The sequence below is a fragment of the Erwinia typographi genome (assembly GCF_000773975.1).
In the GTDB taxonomy this organism is placed as follows: domain Bacteria; phylum Pseudomonadota; class Gammaproteobacteria; order Enterobacterales; family Enterobacteriaceae; genus Erwinia; species Erwinia typographi.
The window spans coordinates 104,632-120,073 of the sequence record NZ_JRUQ01000037.1 but is presented as its reverse complement, the minus strand read 5'-3'; the positions used below and the strand labels follow the sequence as shown (position 1 = coordinate 120,073).

The 15,442-nt window shown below is 57.9% G+C and carries 10 protein-coding genes; 1 reads left to right on the top strand and 9 read right to left on the bottom strand.

The annotated features are described in order from the left end of the window. Positions 1–2 precede the first annotated feature (2 nt). From narJ to NG99_RS11965, 4 genes are all read right to left on the bottom strand, one after another. Positions 3–725: a nitrate reductase molybdenum cofactor assembly chaperone gene (gene narJ / locus NG99_RS11980; RefSeq protein WP_034892734.1), complete on the bottom strand. Its 723-nt coding sequence runs from the start codon at positions 723–725 to the stop codon at positions 3–5. Then, positions 722–2,266 (bottom strand): nitrate reductase subunit beta, encoded by a 1,545-nt coding sequence (gene narH / locus NG99_RS11975; RefSeq protein WP_034892731.1) that lies wholly within the window; start codon positions 2,264–2,266, stop codon positions 722–724. The genes narJ and narH overlap by 4 nt, the downstream gene beginning before the upstream one ends. Beyond that, on the bottom strand, positions 2,263–6,024 hold the full coding sequence (locus NG99_RS11970) for a nitrate reductase subunit alpha (protein WP_034892728.1): 3,762 nt from the start codon (positions 6,022–6,024) through the stop codon (positions 2,263–2,265). The genes narH and NG99_RS11970 overlap by 4 nt, the downstream gene beginning before the upstream one ends. A gap of 297 nt (positions 6,025–6,321) precedes the next feature. Beyond that, positions 6,322–7,716: a NarK family nitrate/nitrite MFS transporter gene (locus NG99_RS11965; protein ID WP_034892725.1), complete on the bottom strand. Its 1,395-nt coding sequence runs from the start codon at positions 7,714–7,716 to the stop codon at positions 6,322–6,324. A 321-nt stretch (positions 7,717–8,037) separates the two neighbouring features. Between NG99_RS11965 and narL the strand changes: the two genes are divergently transcribed. Continuing rightward, positions 8,038–8,685: a two-component system response regulator NarL gene (narL, locus tag NG99_RS11960; protein WP_034892722.1), complete on the top strand. Its 648-nt coding sequence runs from the start codon at positions 8,038–8,040 to the stop codon at positions 8,683–8,685. A 102-nt stretch (positions 8,686–8,787) separates the two neighbouring features. On the opposite strand, the gene NG99_RS11955 is transcribed toward narL, so the two are convergent. The 5 genes from NG99_RS11955 to NG99_RS11935 are packed head-to-tail and all read right to left on the bottom strand — an operon-like array spanning position 8,788 to position 15,366. Continuing rightward, positions 8,788–10,164 (bottom strand): NtaA/DmoA family FMN-dependent monooxygenase, encoded by a 1,377-nt coding sequence (locus NG99_RS11955; protein ID WP_034892719.1) that lies wholly within the window; start codon positions 10,162–10,164, stop codon positions 8,788–8,790. 21 nt (positions 10,165–10,185) lie between these two features. Continuing rightward, on the bottom strand, positions 10,186–11,859 hold the full coding sequence (locus NG99_RS11950) for a dipeptide ABC transporter ATP-binding protein (protein ID WP_034892716.1): 1,674 nt from the start codon (positions 11,857–11,859) through the stop codon (positions 10,186–10,188). Then, the gene (locus NG99_RS11945; protein WP_034892713.1) at positions 11,859–12,740 is read right to left on the bottom strand and encodes an ABC transporter permease; all 882 of its coding nucleotides are present in this window, start codon (positions 12,738–12,740) and stop codon (positions 11,859–11,861) included. The genes NG99_RS11950 and NG99_RS11945 overlap by 1 nt, the downstream gene beginning before the upstream one ends. Next, positions 12,737–13,744: an ABC transporter permease gene (locus NG99_RS11940; RefSeq protein WP_034892710.1), complete on the bottom strand. Its 1,008-nt coding sequence runs from the start codon at positions 13,742–13,744 to the stop codon at positions 12,737–12,739. The genes NG99_RS11945 and NG99_RS11940 overlap by 4 nt, the downstream gene beginning before the upstream one ends. After that, the gene (locus tag NG99_RS11935) at positions 13,741–15,366 is read right to left on the bottom strand and encodes an ABC transporter substrate-binding protein (protein WP_034892707.1); all 1,626 of its coding nucleotides are present in this window, start codon (positions 15,364–15,366) and stop codon (positions 13,741–13,743) included. Before NG99_RS11935 ends, NG99_RS11940 begins: the two co-directional genes overlap by 4 nt. Positions 15,367–15,442 lie beyond the last annotated feature (76 nt).

The following is a 15,442-nucleotide window of genomic DNA, read 5'->3' as shown; positions in this document are numbered from 1 at the left end:
GATTAGTGTCCTGTGGATCGTGCCGTGGCCTGCGCCACATCCAGATACTGGGGCTTCACCGCGCCGGCAAAGCGCCGCTGGTGCTGCGCCTGCTGGGCAGAGGCACAGCCCTGCTCGCCGAGGAACTTCACCTGCTCCTCTTCCCAGACCGCATCCAGCGCGGCTGGCGTGTCATCGCGGGCCTCTTTAGCCACCTGTGGCTGAAGGGCCTCCTTCTCTACGCCGGAGTGAGAAAGCGACAGCAGCGCATCAAGCAGCACCGCGTAAGGGCTCTCGCGCTGCTGTAGCCGGGCAGCCAGCAGGGCCAGAATGGGCGCGATGTCCTGCAATCCGCCGCGTGCCTGCTCGATCGTGCGGTTACCCAGGTACTCCAGGTAAAGCGGCAGGTAATCCGGCAGCTCTTTAGAGTCCAGCTCCAGCCCCTCCGCACGATACTGCTCCAGCAGATCGACCATCGCCTGGCCGCGATCCCTGGACTCGCCGTGTACGTGCTCAAACAGCAGCAGCGAGGTGGCGCGACCGCGATCGAACAGCTCGCAATAGTCTGCCTGTACGTCCAGCAGTGGGCGGGCGCAGAAAGCGCGGATAAACTCCACCAGCCGGGTGCGGTGCGACGACTCAAGTTCGTCAAAACCTTCCAGCGCCTCGACCAGCTCGGCGCGGTGATCAAACAGCGCCTGGTTCGGGTAATCCAGCAGATGACCAATCACGCGTAGAGCCATCATGAGCGATCCTCCTGCGGCGGCGTTTTACGGCCAATATCGATGGCGTCGATACGGCGGCTGTTGAACAGGTTGAATTTGCTGTCGCTGCCGTGGCAGCCGTCGCCGAAGCTGAAGCCGCAGCCTTTACTTTCCGGGAAGGCTTCACGGGCCAGCTCACGGTGGCTGGAAGGCACCACGAAGCGATCTTCGTAGTTGGCGATGGCGAGATAGCGGTACATCTCCTGCGCCTGCGCTTCCGTCAGCCCAACCTGCTCCAGCGCGCGGGTATCTACTTCGCCTTCGACCGTTTCCGCACGCTTATAGTGGCGCATCGCCAGCATACGTTTCAGCGCCAGCAGCACCGGCGCGGTGTCGCCTGCAGTCAGCAGATTGGCAAGATACTGCACCGGGATACGCAGGCTCTCCACGTCCGGCAGCACGCCGCTGTGCCCCAGTTCGCCCGCGTCGGCCACCGACTGAATTGGCGACAGCGGCGGCACATACCAGACCATCGGCAACGTGCGGTATTCCGGGTGTAGCGGCAGCGCCAGCTTCCAGTCCATCGCCATTTTGTAGACCGGCGAACGCTGCGCGGCGTCAATCACGCTCTGCGGTATGCCGTCAGCCAGCGCCTGCTCAATCACCGCCGGATCGTTTGGATCGAGGAAAATATCCAGCTGGCGCTGATAGAGATCTTTTTCGTTCTCCGCCGAGGCCGCCTGCTCAATGCGGTCGGCGTCATACAGCAGCACGCCAAGGTAGCGGATGCGGCCAACGCAGGTTTCAGAACATACCGTTGGCTGGCCTGCTTCAATGCGCGGATAGCAGAAAATGCACTTCTCAGACTTGCCGCTCTTCCAGTTGAAGTAGATTTTTTTGTACGGACAGCCGGTCAGGCACATCCGCCAGCCGCGACATTTGTCCTGATCGATCAGCACGATGCCGTCCTCACCGCGCTTGTAAATAGCGCCGCTCGGGCAGGTTGCCACACAGGCCGGATTGAGGCAGTGCTCACACAGGCGCGGCAGATACATCATGAAGGTGTTTTCGAACTGGCCGTACATCTCCTTCTGGATGTTATCGAAGTTCTTATCCGCCGAGCGTTTAGAGAACTCACCGCCGAGGATCTCTTCCCAGTTCGGGCCGTTTTCGATCTTCTTCATCCGCTGGCCGGTGATCAGCGAGCGGGGGCGGGCAATCGGCTGATGCTTGCCAGCTGGCGCCGTATGCAGGTTCTGGTAGTCGTAATCAAAGGGTTCGTAGTAATCATCCAGCGCCGGTACGTCCGGGTTGGCGAAAATTTTCGACAGCAGGCCGAGACGGTTGCCCATCCGCGGCTCCAGCCTGCCGTTAATTTTGCGGATCCAGCCGCCCTTCCACTTCTGCTGATCTTCCCAGGCATGGGGATAGCCCACGCCGGGTTTGCTCTCTACGTTGTTGAACCAGGCATATTCCATCCCTTCACGGCTGGTCCAGACGTTCTTACAGGTGACGGAACAGGTGTGGCATCCGATACATTTGTCCAGGTTCAGCACCATGCCGACTTGCGAACGAATTTTCATGGTTGACTCTCCTGCTGGCTGCCCTGGCAATCGTCGGTGCCTTCACCATCCAGCCAGTTAATGTTGTTCATCTTTCTGACCACCACAAACTCGTCACGGTTGGAGCCTACGGTGCCGTAATAGTTAAAGCCGTAGGACTGCTGCGCATAGCCGCCGATCATATGGGTCGGTTTAGGGCAGGTCCGCGTGACCGAGTTATGAATACCGCCGCGCTGGCTGGTAATTTCTGAACCGGGAATATTCACGATGCGCTCCTGAGCGTGATACATCATGGTCATCCCGGCTGGAATACGCTGGCTGACCACCGCGCGGGCGGTTAGCGCGCCGTTGGCGTTAAAGGCTTCGATCCAGTCGTTGTCCTCAATCCCCAGCTCTTTCGCGTCGTCTTCGCTCATCCATACGATGGGCCCGCCGCGCGACAGCGTCAGCATCAGCAGGTTGTCGCTGTAGGTCGAGTGAATGCCCCATTTCTGGTGCGGGGTCAGGAAGTTCAGCGCCTTCTCCGGGTTGCCGTTAGGCTTCTGGTTGAGCAACGGCCTGGCCGCACGGGTATCAACAGGCGGACGGTAAACCAGCAGGCTTTCGCCGAAGGCGCGCATCCACTCATGATCCTGATACAGCTGCTGACGACCGCTGAGCGTGCGCCATGGGATCAGTTCGTGAACGTTGGTATAACAGGCGTTATAGGAGACATGCTCATCTTCCAGGCCTGACCAGGTCGGGCTTGAAATGATCTTGCGCGGCTGCGCCTGAATATCGCGGAAGCGGATCTTCTCGTCCTCTTTATTCAGCGCCAGATGGGTATGATCCCGCCCGGTAATGTCGCTCAGCGCCTGCCAGGCTTTCACCGCCACCTGGCCGTTGGTTTCCGGCGCCAGCGAGAGGATCACTTCAGCCGCATCGATCGCGCTGTCAATATTCGGTCGGCCTGCGGCAGGGCCGTCGGCCTTGACGTAGTTGAGCTGTTTCAGGAAATCGACTTCGGTCTGGGTATTCCAGCTGATGCCTTTCCCGCCGTTGCCCAGCTTGTCGAGCAGCGGGCCGAGCGAGGTGAAGCGTTCATAAGTCGCCGGGTAATCACGCTCTACCGCGATGATGTGCGGAGCAGTTTGCCCAGGGATCAGGTCGCATTCGCCTTTTTTCCAGTCTTTGACCTGGAACGGCTGCGCCAGCTCTGCGGGCGAGTCGTGCTGCACCGGCAGCGTCACCACGTCGGTTTCCACGCCCAGATGACCAGGGCAAAGTTCGGAGAAGGTTTTGGCAATCCCTTTATAGATTTCCCAGTCGCTTTTGGATTCCCAGGCCGGGTCAACGGCAGCGGACAGCGGATGAATAAACGGATGCATATCCGAGGTATTCATATCGTCTTTTTCATACCAGGTTGCGGTAGGCAGCACGATATCAGAATAGAGACAGGTGCTGGACATGCGGAAATCCAGGGTTACCACCAGATCCAGCTTGCCCTCGCCGCCGTTATCCTGCCACTCCACTTCTTCCGGCATCACGCCGCCCTGCACGCCCAGGTCTTTGCCCTGAATGCCGTTCTCGGTGCCCAGCAGGTATTTCAGCATGTATTCATGCCCCTTGCCGGATGACCCAAGCAGGTTGGAGCGCCAGACAAACAGATTCCTTGGGAAGTTCTGCGGGTTGTCCGGCTGCTCGGCCGCGAAGCGCAGTTTGCCCTGCTTCAGGCTTTCGACGGTATAGTCGACCGGCGACAGTCCGGCAGCGCTGGCTTCGGCGGCAATATGCAGCGGGTTGGCGCTCAGCTGCGGGGCGGAGGGCAGCCAGCCCATGCGTTCGGAGCGAACGTTGAAGTCAATCAGGCTGCCGGTGAAGCGGGTTTTGTCCGCCAGCGGCGAGAGAAGTTCTTCCGTGCTCACCGACTCATAGCGCCACTGGCTGGAGTGGTTATAAAAGAACGAGGTGCTGTTCATATGACGAGGCGGGCGCTGCCAGTCCAGCGCAAAGGCCAGCGGCGTCCAGCCGGTTTGCGGACGCAGTTTTTCCTGGCCCACGTAGTGCGCCCAGCCGCCGCCGCTTTGTCCCACGCAGCCGCAGAACACCAGCATGTTGATCAGGCCACGGTAGTTCATGTCCATGTGATACCAGTGGTTCATCCCGGCACCCACGATAATCATCGAGCGGCCGCGCGTCTTCTCGGCGTTTTCAGCAAACTCACGGGCGATGCGGATGATGTTCTGGCGCGAAACGCCGGTAATTTGCTCCGCCCAGGCCGGGCTGTAGGCTTTCAGCTCGTCGTAATTCTGCGCGCAGTTGGCGTCATCCAGCCCGCGATCTAACCCGTAGTTTGCCAGGGTTAGATCATAAACGCTGGTGACCAGCGCTTCGCTGCCGTCGGCCAGCCGCAGGCGCTTGACCGGCAGTTTGTGCAGCAGAATCTCTTCCAGCGCTACGCTGTTGAAATTCTCGCTGGTGATGCCGCCGAAGTACGGGAAGCCCACGTCGACCACCTCGTCATGGCTGCCCAGCAGGCTGAGCTGTAGCTCGACTTCCCGCTGATTTTTGCCTTCGCGGGATTCGAGGTTCCATTTGCCCTTCTCGCCCCAGCGAAAGCCGATCGAACCCTGCGGGGCCACCAGCTCGCCATCCGCCTCGTTGATGGCGACCGTTTTCCACTCGGGATTATTTTCCTGGCCCAGGCCATCGACCAGATCGCTGGCGCGCAGCTGGCGACCGGCGGCGTAAAAGCCCTCTTCGCGCGGCTCCAGCAGCACCAGCATTGGCATATCGGTATAGCGGCGAACGTAGTCGCGGAAATAGCCTACCTCACGATCGAGATGGAACTCTTTCAGCATGACGTGGCCCATCGCCAGCGCAATCGCGCTGTCGGTGCCCTGTTTCGGGTTCAGCCACTGATCGCAAAGCTTGGCGACTTCGGCATAGTCTGGGGTGATCGCCACCGTTTTCGTGCCTTTGTAGCGAACTTCGGTAAAGAAGTGGGCATCTGGCGTGCGGGTCTGCGGCACGTTCGAGCCCCAGGCAATGATGTACGAGGAGTTATACCAGTCGGCGGACTCCGGCACGTCGGTCTGCTCGCCCCAGGTCATTGGCGAAGCGGGCGGCAGGTCGCAATACCAGTCGTAGAAGCTCAGGCACGCGCCGCCAATCAGCGAGAGATATCGCGCGCCGGCGGCATAGGACACCATCGACATCGCCGGGATCGGCGAGAAGCCCATGATGCGATCCGGGCCGAAGGTTTTCGCCGTGTAGATGTTGGAAGCGGCAATCAGCTCGTTGACTTCCTGCCAGCTGGAGCGCACGAAGCCGCCGCGTCCACGGGCAATTTTGTAGCTTTTCGCTTTCTCAGGATCGCTGACAATCGAGCCCCAGGCGTCCACCGGATCGCTGTGCTGAACTTTCGCTTCGCGCCACAGCTTGATCAGCTTTTTACGCATCAGCGGATATTTCAGGCGGTTGGCGCTGTAAAGATACCAGGAGTAGCTAGCCCCACGCGGGCAGCCGCGCGGCTCGTGGTTCGGCAAATCCGGGCGGGTGCGCGGATAGTCAGTCTGCTGGGTTTCCCAGGTGACCAGGCCGTTTTTCACGTAAATCTTCCAGCTACAGGAGCCGGTACAGTTTACCCCGTGGGTTGAACGCACAATTTTATCGTGCTGCCAGCGGCTACGGTAGCCGTCTTCCCAGTCACGGTTAGCGTTAAGCGTCTGGCCATGCTGACCAGAAAAGGGTTCCGCTACCTGCTTAAAGTAACGAAACCGGTCAAGAAACTTGCTCATCCGGAATTCTCCTGAAGGCTTGATATTGTTAGAGGTGATGCAACGACATTGCTTAATCCGCGAGCAGAGTACTGAGCCCTCTCCGGCCGCAGATTGATGACGATCAACAGATAACCATGTTAAACCCAAGGGTTTCGGTCTAAATACCACTAAAGAGGCAGGGTAGATAACAACTACATCTTATTGAAAGATAAAGCTTAAATATAAAATCCTGCGTTCCTGTCAGGAGGATAACTACTCTCCTGACTTTTAAGGAGTACCCTTGCCCGGCCAGCCGAAACCGGCCGGGCAAGCCTCTCAGTTCGCTTTTTTGCGGCCGTAAACCAGCCAGGTAATCGCCACGCAGAGCAGGTAGAACCCAAGGAAGACTTTCATCGCGCCCGCCGGAGAGCCGGTCATCGCCAGCGAAGTGCCGAACATCTGCGGAATAAAGAAGCCGCCAGCGGCGCCAATAGCGGAGATGAAGCCAAGCGCAGCCGAGGTTTCGGTTACCGCTTCGCGCTGAGCATGCTCATCGCTGCCCCCCTGAGCCTTCACCCGATCCAGAGTTTGCTTACGGAATATCACCGCGATCATCTGGAAGGTGGAACCGCTGCCCAGTCCGGCATTGATAAACAGAATCATGAACACGCTATAGAAGGCGATAAATGAACCGGCATAAGTGGCGGTCGGCAGCGTCATAAACAGCAGACCGCTGAAAACGGACATCACGATAAAGTTGATTAACGTGACGCGTACGCCGCCAAACTTGTCAGAAAGCATCCCGCCAGCCGAACGGGCCAGTGCGCCGAGGAAAGGGCCAAAGAAGGCGTATTTGAGGATCACCACTTCAGGGAACTGGGTTTTGGAGAGCATGGCAAAGCCTGCCGAGAAGCCGATAAAGGAACCGAAGGTCGCCAGATACAGCACCGCCATAATCCACAGATGCCCGCGCTTCAGCACCGGCAGCTGCTCACGCAGCGAGGATTTGCTTGACGCCAGATCGTTCATGCCAAACCACGCCAGCAGCGTGCCGACGATCAGAAACGGCACCCAGAGCCACGCGGCGTTTTCCAGCCAGATAACCTCGCCGCTGGCGGCCGTTTGCGAGCCGCCGCCAAACAGGCTGAAAATGCCGAAGGAGATCGCCAGCGGGGCAAAGAACTGCATCACGCTGACGCCGAGGTTACCTAATCCGCCGTTAATCCCCAGCGCCCCGCCCTGCTGCGACTTAGGGAAGAAAAAGCTGATGTTGCCCATGCTGGAAGCGAAGTTTGCCCCGGCGCAGCCGCACAGCAGCGCGATAACCATAAAAGTAGAGAACGAGGTGCTGATGTCCTGCACGGCAAATCCCAGCCACAGGCAGGGAACCAGCAGGATCGCGGTGCTGAACGCGGTCCAGCGGCGACCGCCAAAAATGGGGATCACGAAAGAATAAGGCACGCGCAGCAGCGCACAGGCGACGGAGGGCAGCGCGGTTAACAGGAAAAGTTGTTCGGTCGTGAAGCTGAAACCAACCTTATTAAGGTTGACGGTGACGGCGCTGAACAGCATCCAGACGCAGAAGGCGAGCAGCAAACAGAACACGGAAATCCACAGATTGCGGCTGGCAATGCGCTTGCCGTGCTGCTGCCAGAATTCGGTATCCTCAGGCTGCCAGTCCTGAATCACCGTCCCACCTTTTACCGGCGGTGTTGAAGTATGTAACGACATAATTTTCTCATTTACAGAAGGTATTTCCAGACATCCTGCTTATCGCCTCCTGCTTCCAGGTTGACGCAAATCAACAAGTCAACGGGTAGTTGTCGCCGTGACTGGCCGGGAGACTCCCAAAGGAGTAGCCTGGAAAGAGAAAATAACTGCCTGTTAATTATCAGGTTTGTAAAATAAATCCTGCACTATACTTAACCCATGGCCTGACGAAGAAATAAATGATTACCCCTTAAGTGGTATAGGGATGCTCGCCAGGATACGTAAAATACAGTCCGCAACGCCCGCCTTGCCAGCCGACGTATTGACCAAAAGGATCGCCCTGTGAAAGAAGAAGCCGCCTCCATATTACTGATTGACGATCACCCGATGCTGCGCAATGGCGTAAAGCAGCTGATTGAGCTGGACGATCGGCTACAGGTGGTGGCCGAAGCCGGAAACGGCGCGCAGGGCGTCGCGCTGGCCGGAGAATACGACCCCGACCTGATCCTGCTGGATCTCAACATGCCCGGCATGAACGGCCTCGATACGCTGGTTCAGCTGCGAACCATTGAGCTGTCCGGGCGCATTGTGGTGTTCAGCGTCTCTAATCATGAGGACGACGTAGTCAATGCGCTAAAGCGCGGGGCCGACGGCTATTTGCTGAAGGATATGGAGCCGGAAGAGCTGTTGAAATCGCTGCACCTGGCCGCCGCCGGGCAGATGGTGCTGAGCGAAACCCTGACCAACGTGCTGGTCGCCAGCCTGCGTGAAACCCGTCCAGGCGAGGAACGGGACATTGAGCAGCTCACTCGCCGCGAGCGCGATATCCTGAGGCTGATCGCCCAGGGCATGACCAACAAGGCGATTGCCCGCAAGCTCTCCATCACCGAAAGCACCGTGAAGGTTCACGTAAAGCATTTGCTGAAAAAAATGAAGTTGAAATCGCGCGTCGAAGCGGCGGTATGGGCGTTGCAGAGCGGGCATGAGTGAAGGGTTGGCGTGCAATCAGAAAGGTTGCTCTCTGATTGCACAACGGGCGGCTATTTTTCAGCGCCAGCAAACATTCTTCTCTTTAAGGTCGCGGCGATAGCCCTATAACGAAAGTTTTCTTTGCGGATGTGAGGCTGCCAGCTGGCTGCCCTGACCGAAGATTTTCTCCCGCAGCGTGCCTTCCTTATAGTCTTTCTGTGCAAGGCCGCGCTTTTGCAATACCGGAACCACATGCTCTACCCACTCCTCCCACCAGCCCAGCGTGGTAATGGGCACCACGTTAAAACCATCAACGCCCGCATCAGCAAACGCCTGTACCTTGTCGGCAATCTGCTCTGGTGTTCCGGCAAAACGTCCTGGTAACAGTGCGTGTTTCAACAGGTATTCACGCCACGTCAGATCCCGGCCCTGACCGTAATCCGCGTCAACCGCAATGCGGAATTTGGAACGCATATGCTGGCTGAACTGTTCGCGTCGGCTTAATTCCTTCAGCGGCGTGTCGGGATCGATGCTGGAGAGGTCAATCCCCGAGCCGCCGCTGTAGAAGCCCTGCAGGGCATTGATATCAATGTTGTCGAAAAGGTATTGCTGTTTGCGCTTCGCCTCTTCTTCCGTTGAGCCAATCACCGTGGAAAGCATCACCAGCTTCTTCAGATCTTCTGGCCGACGCCCAAAATCAACGACGTCCTGATTTAAAATAGCGATGTCTTTCCTGGCCGTTTCAGGCGTTTGTGAAGGCAGGAAGGTCACTTCGGCATTGCGTGCCGCGAAGCGCCGCCCGGCCTCGGAGTTTCCGGCCTGGAAAAGCACCGGGCTGCGCTGGGGCGACGGCTCAACAATATGCGGTCCCTCAACGCGGTAGCGTTTTCCGACGTGGTTAATTTTGTGAATTTTATCGGCATCGAAAAAGCGGTTGCTCGCCGGATCGTGCAGTACCGCGCCCTCTTCCCATGACAGTTCCCAAAGTTTATAGGCCACGTCGAGATACTCCTGCGCCCACTCATAACGTTCGTCGTGGGGCACAATCTCATCGTAGCCGTAGTTGCGAAAACCGTTGGATAAATAGGAGGTCACGATATTCCAGCCGACGCGCCCGTGGGTGAATTCATCCAGCGAGGAGATTTGTCTGGCAAAGGAAAACGGGTGCGCCTGAATAACGTTGCTGGTCACCACGATACCGAGGTTTTCAGTCGCCAGGCCGAGTGCCGAGGTGATGGCGATCGGATCTGCCGCCGGAAACTGGGTCCCCGCCTGAATGGTGGTTTTTCCGTCGCCATAATCCAGGTCATAAACGCCGACAACGTCAGCGATAAACAGCGTATCGAACAGCCCTTTTTCCAGCGTTTTAACCGTCTTAACGTAGGCATCAAGCTGGTTATAGCCATACTGCACCTGCCCTTCCGGGGTGCGCCAGTAGCCGTGGCTGTGATGATTCGGGGTCAGGTGCAAAAAACCGTTGTAAATAAGTTCACGTAACATTATTACTCCGTTTTTCAGTCATTAAGCGAAGCTGGCCGCTTTCAGGCGCGGCAGCGAGTTGAGTAATTTCTGGGTATAGGGATGGCGGGGGTGATAAAAGACCTCGTCGGCCTCGCCCTGCTCCACGGCAACGCCGTTTTGCATCACCAGCACCCTGTCACTCATATGGTGAATAACCCCCAGATCGTGGGAAATAAAAAGGTAGCTCACGCCCAGCTGCGCCTGTAGATCCGCCAGCAAATCGAGGATCTGCGCCTGAACCGTGACGTCCAGCGCGGAAACCGCCTCATCAAGGATGATTAATTCAGGGTCGGTGGCGATGGCGCGCGCAATTGCGACGCGCTGCCGCTGTCCACCCGACAGGCGTACCGGCCACTGCTCCAGATGCTCCGCGCCAAGTCCCACCGCTTCCAGCAGGCTCACCGCTCTGCTCCGCAGAGACTGCTCATTGCCCGGCTGCCGGAGAGCAATCGCATCATAAAGAAGCGTGGAGACCCGCCAGCGAGGATCGAAAGAGGATAAGGGGTCCTGATAAACCACCGAGATATGGCGACGGATGGCCCGCTGCGCCTCTGGGGAGGCGTGGCTCCAGGGCTGTCCATGGAACAGGATCTCGCCGCTGTCAGGCTGTTCAAGGGCGAGCGCAATCCGCGAGAGGGTCGTTTTACCCGATCCCGATTCCCCCACGATCCCCAGCGTTTCACCTCTTCTCAGGCTGAAGGAGACATCGTCCACGGCGGTGCGGAGTTTACGGTCCGGCCCGCGAAACTGCTTGACGATATGGCGGGCTTCAAGCAGCAGTTCCGGTTGCTCTGTGGATGATTTTTGCGCCGGGGCAAAAAGCGGCCCGGCCGAAATCTTCTCACTGACTGAAAGCCGCTGCCCTCTGGTGTGCTCACTGGGGATAGCCTTGATCAGCGCCTGAGTATAAGGATGCTGCAGCCGCTGAAGCACTTCTTCAGCGGTGCCAGCCTCAACAATAGCCCCGCCCTGCATCACCAGTATGTGGTCGGCAATTTTCGCTACTACGGCAAGGTCATGGCTGATCAGAATCACGCTGGTGCCGCGATCGAGCATCTGCCTGAGCACGTCCAGCACCTGAGCCTGAACGGTTACGTCCAGCGCGGTGGTTGGCTCGTCCGCAATCAGCACGTCGGGATGCAGCGCAATGGCCGAGGCAATCAGCGCTCGCTGGCGCAGCCCGCCGGAAAGTTCGCCGGGGCGCTGTTTTGCACGCAGCGCCGACTCAGGAACGCCGACATCATTAAGCAGCGACAGGACTTTCTTTTGTCGGCTGGCGCGCGTGCCCCAATGGTGTACCGACAAAGCCTCAGCAATCTCATTCCCTACCGGGCGCAAAGGATCGAGTGAAACCAGCGCGTCCTGCAAAATAAAACCCACTTTTTTCCCCCGCACTTCCTGCCACCAGGCATCGCTGCGGTTCAGCAAGGTTTCCCCTTCAAGGGTAAGAATATCGGCCCCAACGCTAAGCTGATTCCCCGCCAGTCCCACCAGCGATCTTGCCGTCACGCTCTTACCCGACCCTGATTCTCCGACCAGCGCCACGCACTGGCCGCGAAAAAGATCCAGATCGACCTCTTTAACGATATGCCGACGCACGCCAGCCCTACTGTCATGCCAGACGTTCAGAGCGCGGACTTCGATAACCTTATCCGGTGCAGTAACGGTGTTCATTAATCCTGCCCTCCTTCAGAGCGCTGCTGTACGTACCGGCCAATCTGGGTAAATGAGAGCGCCACCAGCACAATCGCAATACCCGGCAGCACTTCCAGCCACCAGGCTACCGTCACGTTGATCTTGCCCGCTTCCAGCAGGGCCCCCCATTCAGGGGAAGGCGGGACAACGCCCAGTCCGAGGAAAGAGAGCCCCGATGCCCACACCACCGACTGGCCGATCCCAAGCGCCACCAGTGAGGAGAGCGGCCGGAAAACATTAGGCACGATATGCTGCAAAAAGAGTTTGCGCGGCGAATGCCCCAGGGCTCTGGCCGCTTCCACATACCCGGAGCCCTTAACCTTCAGTGCCTGCGCCCGAACCAGCCGCGCATAGCCTGGCGAAGTCCCAATCCCGACCGAAATCAGCAAACTGCTGGCCGAAGGGCCAAGCAAGGCCACAAACAGCAGCGCCAGCAGCAGAGTGGGAAAGGCCAGCAGGATTTCCAGCAGACGGTTGATCGGCCCGGCAATCCAGCGCGGGGCCAGCGCGGCGGCAAAGCCGAAAACGATCGCGCCGACCATGGCGATAGCCATTGCCCCTATCCCAATCAGCAGCGACTGGCGGGTGCCCCAGATAATCCTGCTGTAAAGATCGCGACCAATATCATCGGTGCCGAACAGGTGCCCCGCAGAAGGCTCCTGCAAAGCGTTGTACAAATCGGTGCTGAAAGGGTCATGGGTTGCCAGCAGCGAAGGCGTAATCGCTGCCACAATAAAGAAAAGCGCCAGCAGGATGGAAAGCAGAACCGAAAGCGGCGTGCTGATAATCGCCGTGAAAAAATGGCGCCAGAATGACGGTTTCACCGCGGTGCCAGCGTATTCAGAAAGATGTACGGTCATGATCTGCCTCGTAATCTGGGATCGACGATGAGATAAATTAAATCAACGGCCAGGTTAATAACGATGTAGAGAAAACTGATCAGCACCACGATGCCGGAGACAAGGGCAAAATCCTTGTTGCTGACCGCGTTGACCAGCACATTGCCCAGCCCCGGACGGGCAAAGACCGCCTCCACCAGCACCGCGCCGGAGAGTAAATTGCCGATAGCCCAGCCGCTGAGGGTGATCGCCGGGATCAGCGCATGGCGCAGAACGTGGGTCAGCCTGACGCCGCCCAGGCTCATGCCGCGGGCACGGGCCGAGAGGACGAAAGGCTCCTGAAGGCTGTGTTCAAACTCATCACGCAGGGCATGGCCGATAAAACCGGCGAGGGGAATAGCCAGCGTGATGGCTGGTAAAATAGTGCCCATCAGGCTGGTTCCGCCCACGACCGGGAACCAGCGCAGGCCGATAGCGAAAACGATCAGCAGCAGGATGCCAATCCAGTATTGCGGCAGCCCGGCCATGATGGTCTCAATGGCTGAGCCAGAGGCGCTCAGCCGCCTGCCGCGTCCCGCCGTCAGAAGGGTCCAGGGAATGGCGATCGCCCACGCCAGCACCAGCGAAGCCATCGCCAGGGTAAAGGTCGGCACCAGCTGTTCCACAATGACGTGCGCTACGGGCCGCTGCAGCTCAAACGAGAGGCCGAAATTGCCGTGCAGCAGCTGCCAGAAATACTGGAGATACTGTTCGCCAATCGGCTTATCGAACCCGTACAGCGCATTAATCGGCGCCAGTTCCTGCGGGGTTCGCTCGATAACCTGTCCGGAAGTAATGTTCAGCAGGATTGTGGCACGATCGCCGGGCAGAACCGACAGAACGACAAAGGTCACCGTTATCGTTCCCCACAGGACGAAAAGGGCGGAGACGATGCGCAGCGCAAGCGTACGCAATAAGCGGCTGGCTCCGCTGCCACTTGCCGAGCGGGTGGCGCGCTTAGCGAGCGAGGAAGAGGCTTCGGTCATGGCTTTTCCTTCACAAAATAGGCGTCGTTAAAATTCAGCAGTCCATTGCCCTGGTCCTGCCACAGCCCTTTGACGGTATGGGCCACGGCGACGTTATAGGTGAAGTTGTACCCCCCGATGGCGATCGCCTGATCGTCAAACCACTGCTGGAGCACGGCAAATTTCTGCTGGCGCAGCGCCGGGTCCGGCTCACGCTGGGCATCAAGGATCTGAGCTTCGATTTTCGGGTTATTGAAAAAGCTGGTGTTATTGCCATTGAACGCGCCGTTCAGCAGCGGGTTGTAAACGATGTCCAGAATGTTCGGGGAAGGCCAGACCCAGTAACCAAAGCTGATCTCCTTATCCGCAGGCCTGGACATCGCCCCGGCAAAGCCCTCGGTCTGCGTCAGCGGGATCAGATCAATCTTGATCCCCACCTGTTTGACCTGATCCTGCACCGCCTGTAGCATCAGCGCCCCTTCCTGGTCGATGATGGCCTGAATAAAGGGCAGGCGCCCTTCCAGCCTTTTCCCTTCTTTAACCCGATAGCCCTCGGCGTCACGGCCCGTCCAGCCAGCGTCATCAAGCAGCTGATTAGCCTTGGCAACATTCAGCGAGTAGCGATCGTCAACGTTGAGATAGAGTGGCGTGGTCTTGCTCAGCGAGCCGTTGCCTTCATAAGGCACCGCGCCTTTAAACACCGTTTTGATAATCTGTTTGCGGTCAAGAGCATAAGCAAAGGCCTGGCGCACCCGCTGGTCGGTGAACGGCCCGCGCTGCACGTTAAATGAGAACGCCTGGGGTCGACCTGTCGCCACAAAGGAGAGCGTCTGATACTCACGCTGCAACGCTTGCCACTGTGCGGAAGGCGGCTGGTAAATGACATCTGCCCCACCGCTAATCAGCGCTCCCCAGCGGGTGGTAGCGTCTGGCACAAACTTCCACTCAAGGTGTTTTATATAAGCCGGACCATTATGGTGTGCATTGGGAGGAGCCCAGCGATAATCATCATTACGCACAAAATCGATCTTCTCCCCGCGTGACCATTTCACCACTTTCCAGGGACCGGTGCCGACCGGCCTTAAGCATTTCTGTTCGCTGCTATTATGGATGAGTGAATCAGGAGACTGAAAACCGTAATGCCCGTTGGCGAGAATATTATATATTTCCGGATTCGGTTCGGACAAATGCAGCGCTACGGTATAGTCATCTATCCGGGTAAATCCGGTCATATAAGTGAAGCCGTGCCAGCCTATTCCTTTCTGCCAGGCTGGATAATTAGCGACTACCGCATCCGCATTGAATTTATCTCCATCGGTAAATTTCACGTCTTTACGCAGATGGAAAATAATGGTCTTACGATCTTCTGATTCCTCCCAGCTGGTCGCCAGCCACGGGCGAATCTGCCCGTTATCATAGCTGACCAGATAGTCGAAAACCTGGCGTGACAAATAGGCCTGCTGAACCCATCCGCCCCACAGGCAGGGAGGTTCCTGCTCATGCAGATAAACCAGTACGCCGCCGTCATCCGCTTGCCTGTCGCCTGTTGAAGGAGAGGCTTGTGCCTTCACCGGCGCGGTCAGGCATAGCGTCAGAGTTGCCAGGAGTGCAGTCAGCACTCCCGGCCTGAGTTGAAGGTTCATGTCGATTGCGATTTCCCTTGTAACAGCCAAAACCTCCCCTGACTCAAATGACAAGCGCAATAACGGGAGGAATGGG

Excerpts from the sequence above, each read along its gene's own strand:
- NG99_RS11950 (WP_034892716.1), bottom strand. The coding sequence starts at position 11,859 with ATGAACACCGTTACTGCACCGGATAAGGTTATCGAAGTCCGCGCTCTG.
- narJ (WP_034892734.1), bottom strand. The coding sequence starts at position 725 with ATGATGGCTCTACGCGTGATTGGTCATCTGCTGGATTACCCGAACCAG.
- NG99_RS11965 (WP_034892725.1), bottom strand. The coding sequence starts at position 7,716 with ATGTCGTTACATACTTCAACACCGCCGGTAAAAGGTGGGACGGTGATT.
- NG99_RS11970 (WP_034892728.1), bottom strand. The coding sequence starts at position 6,024 with ATGAGCAAGTTTCTTGACCGGTTTCGTTACTTTAAGCAGGTAGCGGAA.
- narH (WP_034892731.1), bottom strand. The coding sequence starts at position 2,266 with ATGAAAATTCGTTCGCAAGTCGGCATGGTGCTGAACCTGGACAAATGT.
- NG99_RS11935 (WP_034892707.1), bottom strand. The coding sequence starts at position 15,366 with ATGAACCTTCAACTCAGGCCGGGAGTGCTGACTGCACTCCTGGCAACT.
- NG99_RS11940 (WP_034892710.1), bottom strand. The coding sequence starts at position 13,744 with ATGACCGAAGCCTCTTCCTCGCTCGCTAAGCGCGCCACCCGCTCGGCA.
- NG99_RS11945 (WP_034892713.1), bottom strand. The coding sequence starts at position 12,740 with ATGACCGTACATCTTTCTGAATACGCTGGCACCGCGGTGAAACCGTCA.
- NG99_RS11955 (WP_034892719.1), bottom strand. The coding sequence starts at position 10,164 with ATGTTACGTGAACTTATTTACAACGGTTTTTTGCACCTGACCCCGAAT.